Source organism: Spirosoma panaciterrae DSM 21099, assembly GCF_000374025.1.
GTDB lineage: Bacteria > Bacteroidota > Bacteroidia > Cytophagales > Spirosomataceae > Spirosoma > Spirosoma panaciterrae.
Genome location: NZ_KB893188.1, coordinates 1 through 13,226, shown reverse-complemented (window position 1 = coordinate 13,226; position 13,226 = coordinate 1). Strand labels below are relative to the sequence as shown.

Here is a 13,226-nt window from a genome sequence, read left to right as displayed (position 1 = left end):
GCACACAGGGCAGACCTCAGACCTGAAACTATTTTTCAATTGACACTACAGTATTTCGATTACAAGTATTCTTTTTCGCTCGAATCGGGCGAGAGCCTGCCGGGGTTTCGGTTGGCCTATACAACACGCGGTACCTTAAATGAAGAGGGATCGAACGTTGTGTGGATATGCCATGCGCTGACGGGCAATGCCGATGCGGGCGACTGGTGGGGTGGTATGGTTGGTTCTGGCAGGTATTTTGACCCGGCTCCCCCCACGGGTACCGGGCAATTTATTGTTTGTGCCAATGTGCTGGGTTCCTGTTATGGCTCAACCGGACCTTTGTCTGTAAATCCTGCCACCGGGCAGCCCTATTATCATGATTTTCCCGCGATTACCATTCGGGATATGGTGAACGCCCTGGATTTACTTCGGCAGGAGTTGGGTATCGAAAAAATACATACCTGTATAGGAGGATCAGTAGGGGGAGAGCAGGCGCTGGAATGGGCGATCCTACAACCTAATCTGATCCATAATCTGGTAATCATTGCCGCCAGTGCCGTGGCATCGCCCTGGTGCATCGCCTTCAACGAAGCCCAGCGTATGGCTATTGAGGCCGACCCAACCTGGCCCGAACGACGAGCCGATGCGGGGGTAGCAGGTATGAAAGCGGCCAGGGCTATGGCCATGATTTCGTATCGGAACTATGATACCTATGGCTTTACCCAGGCACTGGATAACAATGAACAACTGGATGGGTACAAATCGGCCAGTTATCAGCGCTACCAGGGCGATAAGCTGGCCGACCGTTTCAATGCCTTTACGTACTGGACCCTGTCGAAGGTGATGGATTCGCACAATGTGGGCCGGAATCGGGGGAGTATTTTGAACGCGTTGGGGCAAATTAAGGCCTATACACTGGTAGTAGGCATCCGGTCTGATTTATTGTTTCCGCCCACCGAACAGCAGTTTCTGGCTCGCCATATCCCGAATGCGACCTACGAAGAAATTGATTCATTGTATGGCCACGATGGATTCTTGATTGAATTTCGGCCACTAGCAAACATAATCCGAAAATGGATGGCAAGCGCCCCTGCCGAAGTTGTTAAGTTGGAAGAAGTTGTGCGGCAGGCTAAATAACAGAATATGGTTTGGTACGAAGCCGAGGTTCGGCAATTGGAGTCGAAGTTAACAACATTACCGCCCGCGTCTGACAGGGTGGTTTTTTATGGTAGTTCCTCCATCCGGCTCTGGACCACGCTGGCGCAGGATTTTCCGCAGATCAACGCCCTAAACCTTGGCTTTGGGGGCTCTACACTGGCGGCCTGCTCCTGGTTTTTCGAGCGGCTCCTGTTACCTGCCAACCCTAAGTCTGTTGTGTTTTACGCGGGCGACAATGATCTGGGCGATGGGCGACATCCGGAAGAGGTGTATTTATTCTTCTGTACCTTCGCCGACAAAATGCGCCACCATTTCCCCAGTTTGCCGCTTTTCTATCTATCCATAAAAATTAGCCCGGCTCGCTGGGGTATTGTTGACCGGATTCGGTATACCAACTACCTGATCGGTAAAGAGGTTGAAAAAAGACAGAATGCGCATTACATCGATATGACCGCGCCGTTGCTATGGCCAAATGGGCAGCCTCGTCGGGAGTCGTTTGAGAGTGACGGTCTGCATTTAAGTCCGGCGGGATATCAGGCCTGGAAGCGAACGCTTGAGCAGCAAGTCCCGAGTTTTTAACGATTTATTTACTTGCCTGATATTAATTTTTTGATCGGGTCGCCGTATTTTCATGGGTACTTAACACATGCGGTATGAACCGTGAGTATCATAAGTGGTTCAGTCCTAATCTGAACCGTGACATGGAACTACTCGTTTTCGGCCATGCTGGCGCGCGGGTTCTGGTGTTTCCAACCCGACGTGGTCGCTTTTATGAATACGAAGAACTGGGCCTGGTTGAAGCATTAGCCGATCGTATCGAAAACGGCTGGCTCCAGCTTTTTTGCGTAGATAGCGTTGATCGGGAAAGCGTATACAATCGTGCAGCTACTCCGCAAGATCGTATTCGACGCCATAATCAGTATGAACAATACATTCTGAACGAAGTACTCACGTTTTCAAGACTGAAAAATCCGCAGCCGTTCATGATCGCGCATGGGTGTAGCCTGGGCGCTTACCATGCGCTGAACATCGCGTTTCGGCATCCGCAATGGTTTGGGAAAGTAGCCGCATTCAGTGGTCGATATAACCTATCGGAGCCAGTAGCTGAGTTTCGGGGGCTTTTTGATAATTACTACGACGAGGATATTTATTTCCACAGCCCGAACCATTTCCTGCCCAATCTGCAGGACGAAGCCCTGATTGGCCACCTTCGCCGGATGGAGATTGTAATGACCATTGGAGCCGACGACCCTTTCCTGCCCAGTAATCTTAGCTTGAGTGAAACGCTTTGGGCTAAAGACATCGCACACGACTTATACCTTTGGGACGGTCGGGCCCATCAGGCCGACGATTGGCGAAAAATGGTGCAATTGTATCTGTAGGGGCTTTTATTCGGTTTGATTGAATAGATCAAGCAGGTTAGGTATCGCATCGGACGAATGCAGGCTGGCTGTTTGAGCCAATGTGAGTCGGGCTACTTCAGAAGCTCTAGCCCGCATCTGGTTTTCATACTCCGCAATGGCCGTTTGGGTATTTGTATAGGCTCCGCTGGTCAGGCAGTTGCTTAATTCGAGGGCATCCAGCATCGCCATATTCACGCCCTCACCTGCGTAAGGAGGCATCAGGTGAGCTGCATCACCCAACATGGTCAGATTCGGCAAGGCATCCCAGGTCTGGTCTACAGGCATACAGTACTGCGGGCGCAGCGTTAAGGGGAAACTGGCATTTTCGATCAGTTCAAGCCAGCCAGTATCCCATCCGCTAAAGGTTGTCTTAAACCAGTTCAGTACCTGGGTTCGGTCACTAAAATCGATGCCATTGTCGCGAAACCAGAATTCGTCTGTTTGGCAACCCGTATAGAACACCAGACTGCCATCGCCTTTTGAACTGACGATCAGGGTTTTTTCGTCACCTAGCGCAAAAATTTTACCGCCCATCAATAACGTATGGATGGCTGATACTTTGGTTTCAGCATCGTAAACGCTACCCTCCACAATGGTAATGCCCGAATAGAAAGGTTTGACCGGGGTGATGAGTGGCCGTATTTTTGAGTTAGCTCCATCGGCGGCAATCACCAGATCAGCAAAAGCCGACGAACCCTTTTTAAAATCAAGCTGCCAGCCATTACCGGATGGACTCAGCGATAAAAGATGACTGTCCCATACGACGGTATCAGGTTGTAGTGAATCCAGTAATAATTTTCTGAGCGGTCCACGGTCAATTTCTGGCCGGAACAGATCGTTACTGTCGTTGAACTCGTCATCAAAGAGGATCTTCCCCGCTTTATCGACAATTCTCGTTTGGTCGGCTCCCGGCCGATAGGCGGCTTTAAACGCATCCATCAGTCCGGCTTCCTGTAAGGCTAATAACCCAGAATCGTGGTGAAGGTCCAGTGTAGCGCCCTGTACGCGGACATGCGGATTGGCGTCCCGTTCGTAAACGGTCACATTCGCTCCTTTCTGTTGTAAAAGTCGGGCGAGGGTCAACCCTCCTGGTCCACCGCCAACGATCGCTATTTTTTTGTTTGTAATGGGGTTCATTGGTTTGTTGCGATTATTGATGTTTGTTCGTTTTGATAAGCATACCACTGATTACCGTTTGGCAACAGTCGAGCAGGAGTTCGTCGGTGATGGGCTGCGCGGGGCGGTCACTATGTTCAATGTACTCGTTGATCAGATCGAAAAGGGGCGCGAAGAGTAAGGCTCTATGGACTTGAAATGGAAAATGCTGGATAGTGCCGGCGCTGGCATGACGGGCCAGAAACCGATGAATGGGGGCAAAGAACTGTCCTTCCTGAATGTCCCTTTCCCGAAACGCCTTGTTAAGTAAGGGCGATGATTTGCCGTATTGCATCAGCGTAAACGCTTGCCGATTGTGTCGGAAATACCGGAAACTGTTCTGCCATAGCCTTTTGACGCCTGCTGAAAACTCCATGTTTTCATCGAAATTTTCCAGTACAGCCGCTTCATAAGCACCCAGCACTTCGTCGATGAACAGCTTAATGAGAAGGTCTTCTTTGTTCTCATATTTTATATAGATCGTCCGGGGCGACACGTTGGCGGCTTTGGCCAGCTTCTGCATGCTCAGATTTTCCAGCCCTTCTTCCTGAATGATTTTTAAGGCTACTGCCCGAATCGACTCTTCCTTTTCAATATTTCTTGGCCGCATAGAACCTGCTATTTGCTGAAATAATGTTTTTTAGTAAGTAAACGTTCATTTACTAATTGATTTTTTTCCTTATTTGTTTCAGGCTTTAACTAGAATCGGATTTTTGCTGGAAATCGTTAACGCTGACAAGTTTGCCATTCCGATCGAAGTACGTAATGGCAAACTCGATGCTTAGTCGGCAGAAGCAGTACTAACTTGGTGAGCTACATCTTCAAAAATCAGGGGAGCTTCTCGGTAAGGTATAAATAGGGCAAATGAAAATGGTGGATAAAGACTTGGTCTTTGCTATCGGGATATTTAGCGAAATAGGCGCTGTCGGCCAGTAGTACAATGGTGTTGCCGGTTCGGACGTAGTTATTGCTTTTGTAATAATCAGGGGCTACATAGCCGTTTAGATTCTTTTTTACGGTGCTGGAGGCTAGTTTGCCCAGGTATTTCTGGTAGTTTTTCTGAGCTTTGAGCGCGGGCTTACTCAGACTGTTGTAGACGTACTTGAGGGCGACACGCTTCAGAAATTTCTGTTTTTTGATCATGGCCGGAGCACCCACAAAGGGATTGGTCGGATTAAAATCATTGACAGTCTGAACGGTTAGCGGAACCTCCGGCACCCAATCGGCGGAGTTGACCACGTTATAGGCCCACCCGGCCTGGGTTGCGGCTTCGTATTCATAGGCGAAGTGCAGATTTCCAGGCTTGGGGCCAGCGCTGCAATACGTTTTGAATTGGATGTCGGCAGGCAGTCGGGACTGTTTTTGCAGATGGCGAAGGTGAGCTGTTAGCAGAAACGCGATGGCACCACCCTGACTATGCCCCACGATCAATATATTTTTAGTGCCTGTCCGATAACACGAATCAATCTTGGGGAGCATGTCTTTCGTCAGAAAGGCTGTACTGACCAGCCAGCCAACATGCACAGCCGCTAACGGACTGGAAGCCAGTTCATAGTTGAATTTCTCGGTGTCGCTGATCTGGAGTTCGCCTTTGGCCGGAACCATAGCCGCGTAGAAATTAGCCAGCCAGCTAACGCTGTTGGCCGTAGTACCCCGTATACTCAGAACCGCTACGCCCTGATTGTTGGCCCATAAATCCCAGCGATTATCCAGCCCGACTATTGGTGAACGGTAAACGAACGTAAAGCGCTCGGGCGTTGGAAAAGCCCTGACGTAGGTTGAATCACCAAATTGGGCCGATACTTTTAAAAGTTCGATGTACTCCGCTTTATCGAACCCCGGCTTTAGCGGCTGCCCGAGAAGACGTACAGGAAGTAAGATCAGTAGAAAGTAAATAATACGATTCATAGTTGAGGAGCGATAAATAGTACTGACGAGTTCAATAAGTAACAATAACTTATCGATCAGCCGTTTAGTGTTCTCAAATATGAAAAAAAACAGTATACTTACTTTCTAGTGAGTACTATTTTGACTAAATGGCTATAAGGCCTTGACCAGAGCTATCACCAGCTTGGCCGAGTTGCGGGCGGCTGTTGGATAAAATTTGTCGTAAGCAATGTGGGCTTCAGCATCGGCCCGGTCGCTGAGGCTGCGGATAATCAGGTGGGGCACCTGAATCTGATAACAAACCTGGGCTACTGCCGCGCCTTCCATTTCGGTCGCGTCGGCCCCAAAATCGGTCCGCAAACTTTTTACTTTATCAACCGAGGCTACGAACACATCGCCCGTCACCACCGTACCCGTTACCACCTTTACTGGCCGATCCGAGACCCCACCCGACGCTAATGGAATGCCTTCTAACGAGACTGTTCTGACTACCTTTTCGGCCAGATGCATCAGTGACGAATCGGCGGGGAAATAGACGGGATTAAATTCTTTGGTGATGGCGTTGCGGGTTTGCCGGGTGGGCGTGTTTTTGCTGGTAATGGAACCATAATCATGATGAGCTGTCCGGCCTGCAATGACGATATCGCCCGGTTGGAGATCGGGGTTGGTGCCCCCGGCAATGCCCGTAAACAGCACACGCGAAGGGCGGAAATGGTCGAGCATGAGGGTGGTGGTCATGGCGGCATTTACTTTACCAATACCCGTTTCGGCTACGACAACCCGCTGATTACCAATTCGGCCGCAGGTAAATGAAACACCGTCGACGATAACCGTTTTGGGTTTTCGCAACGACTCTTTTACCAGGGCTACTTCGGCTCCAAACGCACCCAGCAATCCCGTAATGGGTTTAGTTTTGTAGCGTTGGGCAAAAGCGAACGAGTAAAAGAGCGAAAACGTGAAAACGAGAAAAAGGCGCCTTTTATTCATGCCAGGAAAGTTAATCAATGTCCACTCGTGAGGGCCAGTACACAAAAAATATCGACAACCCACAGGCTTAACGGGAGTTCGTTCGTTTTGCCGATGGCCAGTTTAATCACCGTCCAGGACAGAAACCCCCAAATGAGTCCCTGTGTAATCGAGTAACTAAACGGAATCAGCACCAGCGCCAGAAAAGCCGGTAAAGCATCGTCCAATTTTGCCCAGTGGATGCGCGTAACGGGTTTCATCATGAATGCCCCTACCAGTACCAATGCCGGAGCCGTAGCAATAGCTGGGATAACGGATAGTAATGGCGACAAAAACAGGAACGGAAGAAAACAACAGCCCGCCACAATGGCCGTTAGCCCCGTCCGTCCGCCCTGCGCAATTCCCACCGCTGATTCGATATAAGCCGTGCCCGGACTGGTGCCCAGGATTCCGGCCAGGGTGGTAGCTACAGCATCGGTTAGCAGGGATCGGTTCAGATTTCGCGGGTTGCCCTGTTCATCCTGCAACGCACCTGCTTCGGCCACGCCCACAAACGTAGACAGGCTATCGAACAGATCGGTAAACGCGAACGCAAAGATCACGGGCCATAGTGACCAGGACAACGAACCCATTAGATCCAGTTTGCCCAGTAGAGAAAAATCGGGGGTAGCCCACACGCTCTGAAAATTGACCAGCGTTTTTTGCCCGAAATTAATGGCCGATGCATCGCCCCACCAGCGTCCGATGGGCCAGGCAACCAGCGTAGTTAGCACAATTCCGATGATAATAGCGCCCGGTACATCACGAATGACGAGGACACTGGTGAGCAGCAGGCCAAACACAAACGTGAGTATAATCGGGTCGTTCAGGTGGGCAATACCAACCAGCGTAGCCGGATTGGCAATGATGAACTTCGCGTTTTCGAAGCCAATGAGGGTGATAAAGAGGCCAATACCAGCCGACACCGCGTAGCGTAAAGGTTGCGGAATAGCCCGCACAATGGCCGACCGAAGATTCAGCACCGACATCAGCAGAAACAACACGCCCGCCCAAAACACCGCACCCAGGGCTACCTCAGGCTGAATACCCATGCCTTTTACCGCCGTAAAGGTAAAGAAGGCGTTCATCCCCATGCCCGGTGCTACCACAATTGGATTTCGGGCATACAGGCCCATCATGAGGCTGCAAAAGAACGAAAGCAGGACCGTCGCCGTCAGAACACCGCTAAACGGTAAACCTGCCTGGCTCAGGATAGCCGGGTTCACGACAATGATGTACATGGTCGCCAGAAACGTCGAGATACCAGCCAAAATTTCGGTTCGACGATGAACAGTAGCAGTTGGCAGAGAGGTCAGCAAGGGAAAAGTTTGTAGTTTGAGGTTTGACGTTGGGAGGATTGCAGCTTCAAACTACAAACTTTGAACGAAAAACGGTAACTATCAAACCAATTTTCCGGCTGCTTCATCGACCCAAACCAGTCCGTTAGGGTGTGTTTGCAGGATACTGGCGGGAACTTCGTTGGTAATGGGGCCGGTCAGGGCTTCGCGTAGTTTGGATGCTTTCTTTTCGCCACTCACCAGCAGAATAACCTCACGGGCTTCGGCCAGATGCCGTAAACCAACGGTAATGCCCTGTGTGAGAGTGGTTTCTTTGTTAAAATATTTTTGCCCAACCGTGATCGTGCTTTCGGCTAGCTGGGAAACATGACAGCCCAAGTTGAAAGGAGTGCCGGGTTCATTAAGGGCAATATGCCCGTTCATCCCCATACCGACCAGCAGTAAATCCAATCCACCATTGGCCCGAATGACCGCGTCAATTTTGGCACATTCGGCGGCAAGGTCGGATGCTTTTGCATCGAACACATGAATCTGGTCGGGTCGTAATTGGAGTGGATTGAATAAATCCCGGAATACATAATATGAGCAGCTACCAAAATCGTCCGGGCCAAAACCAACCCATTCATCCAGGCCCACAAACGTACATTGGCTGATGTCGACTTTCCCGGCTTTTACCAGATCGACAAACCGATGGTAGGTTTCGATGGGGGTATCGCCGGAAGCCAGACAAAGTAGGGCGTTTGGTTTTTGGATGATGAGTTCGGCAATGTGTTCGGCTGTATGTTGCGAAAGGGTGTCGTGGTCAGGAAATTTTTGAAGAATCATGCTTTTAGTTCAGATTTAAGGGTTTACGTTGGTGAGGCTGAAATGTTAAACAGGTTTATCATTTCAACTCATTGGCCCGTATATCGCGGCTCCAGCGTTCGGCCCCTTTCTGGTCATAGACTTTTATTGTCAGTACCCGGTCTTTAAGAGGGCCGCTTACACTGAGAAGCCCAAAATTACGCTCCGTAACCAAGGTACCATCTATGTAGGTGGGTTGCTTCAACTCATCGGCGCGGGGCTGAGCTACCGAGGACGTCAATGGCGAAATGGTTAAGTCGTAGATGGGATAGGTATTCGAGCGGTCCAGTTTATGCAGGATGGAGTGGTGTCGGTCGCCAGTGATGAACAGAACCCCGGGGATTTTGGCATCGGTAATGGCTTTCAGAAGTCGATCTCGTTCCGTACCGTAAATACTGTAGTTTTCGAAAGCCTTCGTTGGATTGATGATCTGACCACCCGTTATGATAAATTTAAATGGAGCCTGACTGAAGGTTAGGGCATCGAGTAGCCACTGAATCTGTTTATCGCCAAAATACGCTTTCTCTGGCCCATCGGGCATGTCGTTTGGAGCCCGGAATGTTCGGTCATCGAGCAGAAAAAACTGGCAGTCGTTCCAGAAAAATGTACCCGCGCAGCCTTCCGGAAAAACGAAATTCGGATTGGCCCAGAAAAGCTTGAACGCTTCCAGGGTAACCGGTTTGAGCCAGTACGAACGGTCGGCATCGTTGGGGCCGTAATCATGGTCGTCCCAGGTAGCGTAGTTGTGTGTGCTGGCGAGCAAAGGCTGCAGTTCGGGTAGAGAGCGTGTATGGGTGTAGCGTCTCATAACCCCTGTGCGGCTATTCCAGTCGGTTTCGCGGGTATAGGTATTGTCGCCCGTCCAGAGCATGAAATCGGGTTTCTGAGCCGCCAGTGCCGTAAAAATCTCATATCCTCCGCCGTAGGGTTTACCAGGGCGATCGGTGTCAGGTTCGTTGACGTAGGTGCAGCTTCCGACGCCGAAACGAAAAGTCGGTGGGTCGGTTCGCCACTGCCACAGGGATTGGGTTTGAAACTGGGTCGGGTAGGGCAGGCTCACCTTCTGGCCCCCGATCAACACGTCGTATTCGTATTTTTTGCCGGGTTCCACCCGATCGGCGAGCAGGTGGGCGGTAAAAGCCGCTTGCCGGGTCGTTTGTACTTCGTTGGTCAGATAAACCGGGTTATCCTTGCCCGCTTCATGGTAACGAATCTGAATTTTGGCCGGCTCGTTGGTTTGTGCCCAAAGCATCACTTCCCGCATGTCGGAATACCCTACCATCGGGCCCGACTGGAGCCTGGACTTCGATCTGGCGGGTTGAGCTGCGTTGGCCGGGCGACTCTTCGGGGTGGCAGTGGTAGGTCGCTGAGCAAAAGCCGGATACGTACCAAGCAGGATAAGTATGAACAGATACCTTTGAATTTTGTACATGGGGGAAAGATGGCGTAATTTTGCGATTCGTTTTATGAAGGTATGCAACTAAATAACCAGGTTTATCAGATTCAGGGTGTTGATGTACGGGCTATAGCCGATGAGTTCGGTCTGCCCTTGTACGTGTACGATGCCGACAAAATTATCGAAAAAATCGGCTTGCTCCGGTCGGCTTTTGCCGGAGTTAACCTCAAGATAAAATACGCAGCCAAGGCATTGACCAACGTGTCGATTCTGAAGTTGATGCGCCAGCAGGGGGTTGAAATGGATTCGGTGTCGGTCAACGAAGCCCGGATGGGTATGTTGGCTGGCTTTGCTCCGAATCAGATCATGTTTACACCCAGTGGGGTTTCGTTCGGCGAAATCAGCGAAGCCATCGAGTTGGGCCTGCAACTGAATGTCGATAGTTTGCCGCTGCTGGAATGGGTAGGGCAAAACTACGGTAGCCGGGTTCCGGTTAGTATTCGTATCAACCCCCATATCAGTGAAGGCGGCAATATCAAGATTTCAACGGGCCATGCCGACTCTAAATTCGGTATTTCGATCCTGCAACGAGCTGAAATGCGGGCATTGGTCGAAAAATATCAGATGTCGGTAACGGGGCTGCACGTTCATACGGGATCGGATTTCAAGAATGCCAACGCCTTTCTGAAAGGAGCTGATGTTCTGTTCGATCTGGCGACCGATTACCCTGACCTGACATTTATTGATTTTGGCAGTGGCTTCAAAGTAGCTTACAAAGAGGGCGATCACATTACGGATGTTGCCGAACTGGGCAATCAGGTGTCGGCGGCTTTCCAGAAATTCTGCCAGCAGTATGGCCGTGAGTTAGAACTCTGGTTCGAACCCGGTAAATTTCTGGTCAGCGAAAGTGGGCATCTGCTGGTACGCACCAATCTTGTCAAACAAAACCCAACCCGGACATTTGTGGCAGTCGATTCGGGCCTGAACCACCTGATTCGCCCGATGATGTACGATGCGTACCACGACATCAAAAATATCTCGAATCCAGCGGGCGAGCCTCAAAAATATACTGTAGTGGGGTACATTTGCGAAACGGATACCTTCGCCACCGACCGTACCTTACCCGAAGTACGTCCGGGCGATGTGCTGTCGTTCGAAAATGCAGGGGCCTATGGCTTCAGCATGGCATCGAATTACAATGCCCGTTTTCGTCCTGCCGAGGTGCTGGTCTATGAGGGTAAACCCTACCTTATTCGTCAGCGCGAAACCTTCGAGGATTTGATGCGAGGGCAGGAAATTATTGAATTTGAATCAATTGTATATAGTCATTAGATCGCCATTAAGTTGTCAGTAGTTGTCATGTATTGCCTTTGCTGCTTACAACCACTGACTACCAAATGACTATGGAATGACCACTTAATGACCACAAAGAACAATGGGAAGAGCGTTTGAATACCGGAAAGCGCGCAAAATGAAGCGGTGGGGGCAAATGGCAAAGACCTTCACCCGCATCGGCAAAGACATCGTTATGGCCGTTAAAAGTGCTGGTCCCGACCCGGATACCAACGGGCGGCTACGGGCCATCATTCAAAATGCCAAAGCGGCTAACATGCCGAAGGAAAACGTAGAACGGGCCATTAAAAAAGCCTCGTCGAAAGAGCAGGAAGACTACAAGGAAATTGTATACGAAGCCTACGCTCCGCATGGTATTGCGCTCGTCATCGAAACGGCAACCGATAACCATAACCGTACTGTCGCCAACATTCGGAGTTACCTGAATAAACTGGGCGGTAGCCTGGGTACACAGGGCATGCTCGATTTCATGTTCGATCGTAAGTCGGTTTTTCGTATTCCCGCCGAAGGGGTCGACCGCGACGAACTAGAACTTGAATTGATCGATTACGGTGGCGATGAAATTGAATACGACGAAGACACTGATCAATTGGTTATTTACGGCGGATTCACCGCATTTGGGAGTCTACAGAAATTTCTGGAAGAAAAAGGCTATGAAATCAAACAGGCTGAATTCGAGCGGATTCCGAACGATTACAAAGAGTTAACTGACGAAGAAGTTGGTGATGTTGAGAAACTCATCGAGCGTATCGAAGAAGACGATGATGTTCAAATGGTGTATCACAACATGAAGTAGGCCGATCAGAAATTGGTAATGAAAAGGGAGTAGGGAATCCGTACTGGTTCTGCCTCCTCCCTTTTTCATTACCAATTTCTGCTTGGCCTCGTGTCGTGAGCTTATTTCATGGAGACACCCTCCCGCAGAATCTGCACCCAGCCCTTCAAAACCTGGGGCGGGGCATCCTTCTCCAGCAACCCATACCGCACCGTGGCCTGATAATAGTACAGACCCGTCGGCAACTCCGCCCCATCACTGCTCCGACCATCCCAGCTCAGGCTACTGCCCACACTCTCGTACACCTTGGCCCCCCATCGGTTGTAGACCACAAACACCACCTGCTCCACAAACCGGGGACACTTCAGCGGCTGGAACACATCATTCTTGCCATCCCCGTTGGGGGTGAACACGTTGGGCAGCAAAAAACTCGGGCATGCATCCACACACACCTTGTTGGAGGGNGCNCTCTCCAGNCCCCGNCGGCTCACNGCCGTCACGTAGTAACACCCCGCCACGGTCGTCAGGCTGCTGTGCTCAAAGCGGGTGGTGGGCACCGANACCGAGCTGAGCTGGGTCAGCGANTCGGTGGGGTAGCGGCCGTAGTAGATCNTGTAGGATACCAGGTTGGCATCACAAGTGGGGCTGGTGGTGGGCTGCCAGCTGAGCTTGTTGGTGAAGCTGCTCTGGTCACAGAGGGCCTCTGAGCTCAGGGAAGCGCAGTCCAGAGCCTCCACGCTCAGGGCGGGGGGGCAGGGCCGGGTGGTGTCCGAAGGGGANGCACAACTGATCTGGCTGTAGTTGAGCAGCACCCCCAGGCGGGCCAGCTGGAGGTCGGTGTACTGGCCCCGGGTCATCACCCGGTAGCAGTAGCTGCTGTCGGCCGAGAGGCTGCGGCTGGTGTTGCCATCGGCGGTGAAGCGGTCGGAGCCGTCATCGGTGAAGGTGTAGGAGCTGGCCGAGGTGACGGG

Annotated in this window: 13 protein-coding genes; 5 read left to right on the top strand and 8 right to left on the bottom strand. The window is 51.0% G+C overall.

All coding sequences use genetic code 11. From position 1 onward, the window contains the following. The first annotated feature begins 39 nt into the window (after nucleotides 1–39). The 3 genes from B153_RS0117910 to B153_RS0117900 all read left to right on the top strand — a co-directional run bounded on the left by B153_RS0117910 (nucleotide 40) and on the right by B153_RS0117900 (nucleotide 2,522). Nucleotides 40–1,119: a homoserine O-acetyltransferase family protein gene (locus B153_RS0117910; protein ID WP_020598117.1), complete on the top strand. Its 1,080-nt coding sequence runs from the start codon at nucleotides 40–42 to the stop codon at nucleotides 1,117–1,119. A gap of 6 nt (nucleotides 1,120–1,125) precedes the next feature. Beyond that, nucleotides 1,126–1,719, top strand: a complete 594-nt coding sequence (locus B153_RS0117905; RefSeq protein ID WP_020598116.1) for a GDSL-type esterase/lipase family protein — start codon at nucleotides 1,126–1,128, stop codon at nucleotides 1,717–1,719. Between the two features lie 74 nt (nucleotides 1,720–1,793). Then, nucleotides 1,794–2,522, top strand: coding sequence for an esterase family protein (locus B153_RS0117900; protein ID WP_020598115.1), 729 nt, complete (start codon nucleotides 1,794–1,796; stop codon nucleotides 2,520–2,522). Nucleotides 2,523–2,528: 6 nt separating this feature from the next. Here B153_RS0117900 and B153_RS0117895 read toward each other — a convergent pair whose 3' ends face one another. The 7 genes from B153_RS0117895 to B153_RS0117865 form a co-directional block, all read right to left on the bottom strand. Beyond that, nucleotides 2,529–3,680 (bottom strand): FAD-dependent oxidoreductase, encoded by a 1,152-nt coding sequence (locus tag B153_RS0117895; protein ID WP_020598114.1) that lies wholly within the window; start codon nucleotides 3,678–3,680, stop codon nucleotides 2,529–2,531. A gap of 13 nt (nucleotides 3,681–3,693) precedes the next feature. Further along, nucleotides 3,694–4,308 carry a TetR/AcrR family transcriptional regulator gene (locus tag B153_RS0117890; protein ID WP_020598113.1) on the bottom strand — a complete coding sequence of 205 codons (615 nt, stop codon included), beginning with the start codon at nucleotides 4,306–4,308 and terminating at the stop codon, nucleotides 3,694–3,696. A 218-nt stretch (nucleotides 4,309–4,526) separates the two neighbouring features. Then, nucleotides 4,527–5,606 (bottom strand): lipase family protein, encoded by a 1,080-nt coding sequence (locus B153_RS0117885; protein ID WP_020598112.1) that lies wholly within the window; start codon nucleotides 5,604–5,606, stop codon nucleotides 4,527–4,529. A gap of 132 nt (nucleotides 5,607–5,738) precedes the next feature. Beyond that, nucleotides 5,739–6,572, bottom strand: coding sequence for a 5'-methylthioadenosine/adenosylhomocysteine nucleosidase (locus tag B153_RS0117880; protein WP_020598111.1), 834 nt, complete (start codon nucleotides 6,570–6,572; stop codon nucleotides 5,739–5,741). A 14-nt stretch (nucleotides 6,573–6,586) separates the two neighbouring features. Then, nucleotides 6,587–7,909, bottom strand: a complete 1,323-nt coding sequence (locus B153_RS0117875) for an NCS2 family permease (RefSeq protein ID WP_020598110.1) — start codon at nucleotides 7,907–7,909, stop codon at nucleotides 6,587–6,589. An 81-nt stretch (nucleotides 7,910–7,990) separates the two neighbouring features. Further along, nucleotides 7,991–8,713 (bottom strand): glucosamine-6-phosphate deaminase, encoded by a 723-nt coding sequence (locus tag B153_RS0117870; protein WP_020598109.1) that lies wholly within the window; start codon nucleotides 8,711–8,713, stop codon nucleotides 7,991–7,993. 58 nt (nucleotides 8,714–8,771) lie between these two features. Further along, the gene (locus tag B153_RS0117865) at nucleotides 8,772–10,163 is read right to left on the bottom strand and encodes an alkaline phosphatase D family protein (protein WP_020598108.1); all 1,392 of its coding nucleotides are present in this window, start codon (nucleotides 10,161–10,163) and stop codon (nucleotides 8,772–8,774) included. A 42-nt stretch (nucleotides 10,164–10,205) separates the two neighbouring features. On the opposite strand from B153_RS0117865, the gene lysA reads away from it, so the two are divergent. Continuing rightward, a complete protein-coding gene (gene lysA / locus B153_RS0117860) occupies nucleotides 10,206–11,459 on the top strand; it encodes a diaminopimelate decarboxylase (protein WP_020598107.1) in 1,254 nt (417 codons plus the stop codon). Between the two features lie 103 nt (nucleotides 11,460–11,562). Then, nucleotides 11,563–12,276, top strand: coding sequence for a YebC/PmpR family DNA-binding transcriptional regulator (locus tag B153_RS0117855; protein ID WP_020598106.1), 714 nt, complete (start codon nucleotides 11,563–11,565; stop codon nucleotides 12,274–12,276). Between the two features lie 101 nt (nucleotides 12,277–12,377). Here the strand turns inward: B153_RS0117855 and B153_RS35395 are convergent, their stop codons facing one another. Beyond that, a complete protein-coding gene (locus tag B153_RS35395) occupies nucleotides 12,378–13,112 on the bottom strand; it encodes a T9SS type B sorting domain-containing protein (RefSeq protein WP_425423150.1) in 735 nt (244 codons plus the stop codon). Nucleotides 13,113–13,226 lie beyond the last annotated feature (114 nt).

What these genes read in the sequence shown, in the direction of transcription:
- B153_RS0117900 (WP_020598115.1), top strand. Translation starts at nt 1,794, where the DNA reads ATGAACCGTGAGTATCATAAGTGGTTCAGTCCTAATCTGAACCGTGAC.
- B153_RS0117870 (WP_020598109.1), bottom strand. Translation starts at nt 8,713, where the DNA reads ATGATTCTTCAAAAATTTCCTGACCACGACACCCTTTCGCAACATACA.
- B153_RS0117855 (WP_020598106.1), top strand. Translation starts at nt 11,563, where the DNA reads ATGGGAAGAGCGTTTGAATACCGGAAAGCGCGCAAAATGAAGCGGTGG.
- B153_RS0117890 (WP_020598113.1), bottom strand. Translation starts at nt 4,308, where the DNA reads ATGCGGCCAAGAAATATTGAAAAGGAAGAGTCGATTCGGGCAGTAGCC.
- B153_RS0117885 (WP_020598112.1), bottom strand. Translation starts at nt 5,606, where the DNA reads ATGAATCGTATTATTTACTTTCTACTGATCTTACTTCCTGTACGTCTT.
- B153_RS0117895 (WP_020598114.1), bottom strand. Translation starts at nt 3,680, where the DNA reads ATGAACCCCATTACAAACAAAAAAATAGCGATCGTTGGCGGTGGACCA.
- B153_RS0117865 (WP_020598108.1), bottom strand. Translation starts at nt 10,163, where the DNA reads ATGTACAAAATTCAAAGGTATCTGTTCATACTTATCCTGCTTGGTACG.
- B153_RS0117880 (WP_020598111.1), bottom strand. Translation starts at nt 6,572, where the DNA reads ATGAATAAAAGGCGCCTTTTTCTCGTTTTCACGTTTTCGCTCTTTTAC.
- B153_RS0117905 (WP_020598116.1), top strand. Translation starts at nt 1,126, where the DNA reads ATGGTTTGGTACGAAGCCGAGGTTCGGCAATTGGAGTCGAAGTTAACA.
- lysA (WP_020598107.1), top strand. Translation starts at nt 10,206, where the DNA reads ATGCAACTAAATAACCAGGTTTATCAGATTCAGGGTGTTGATGTACGG.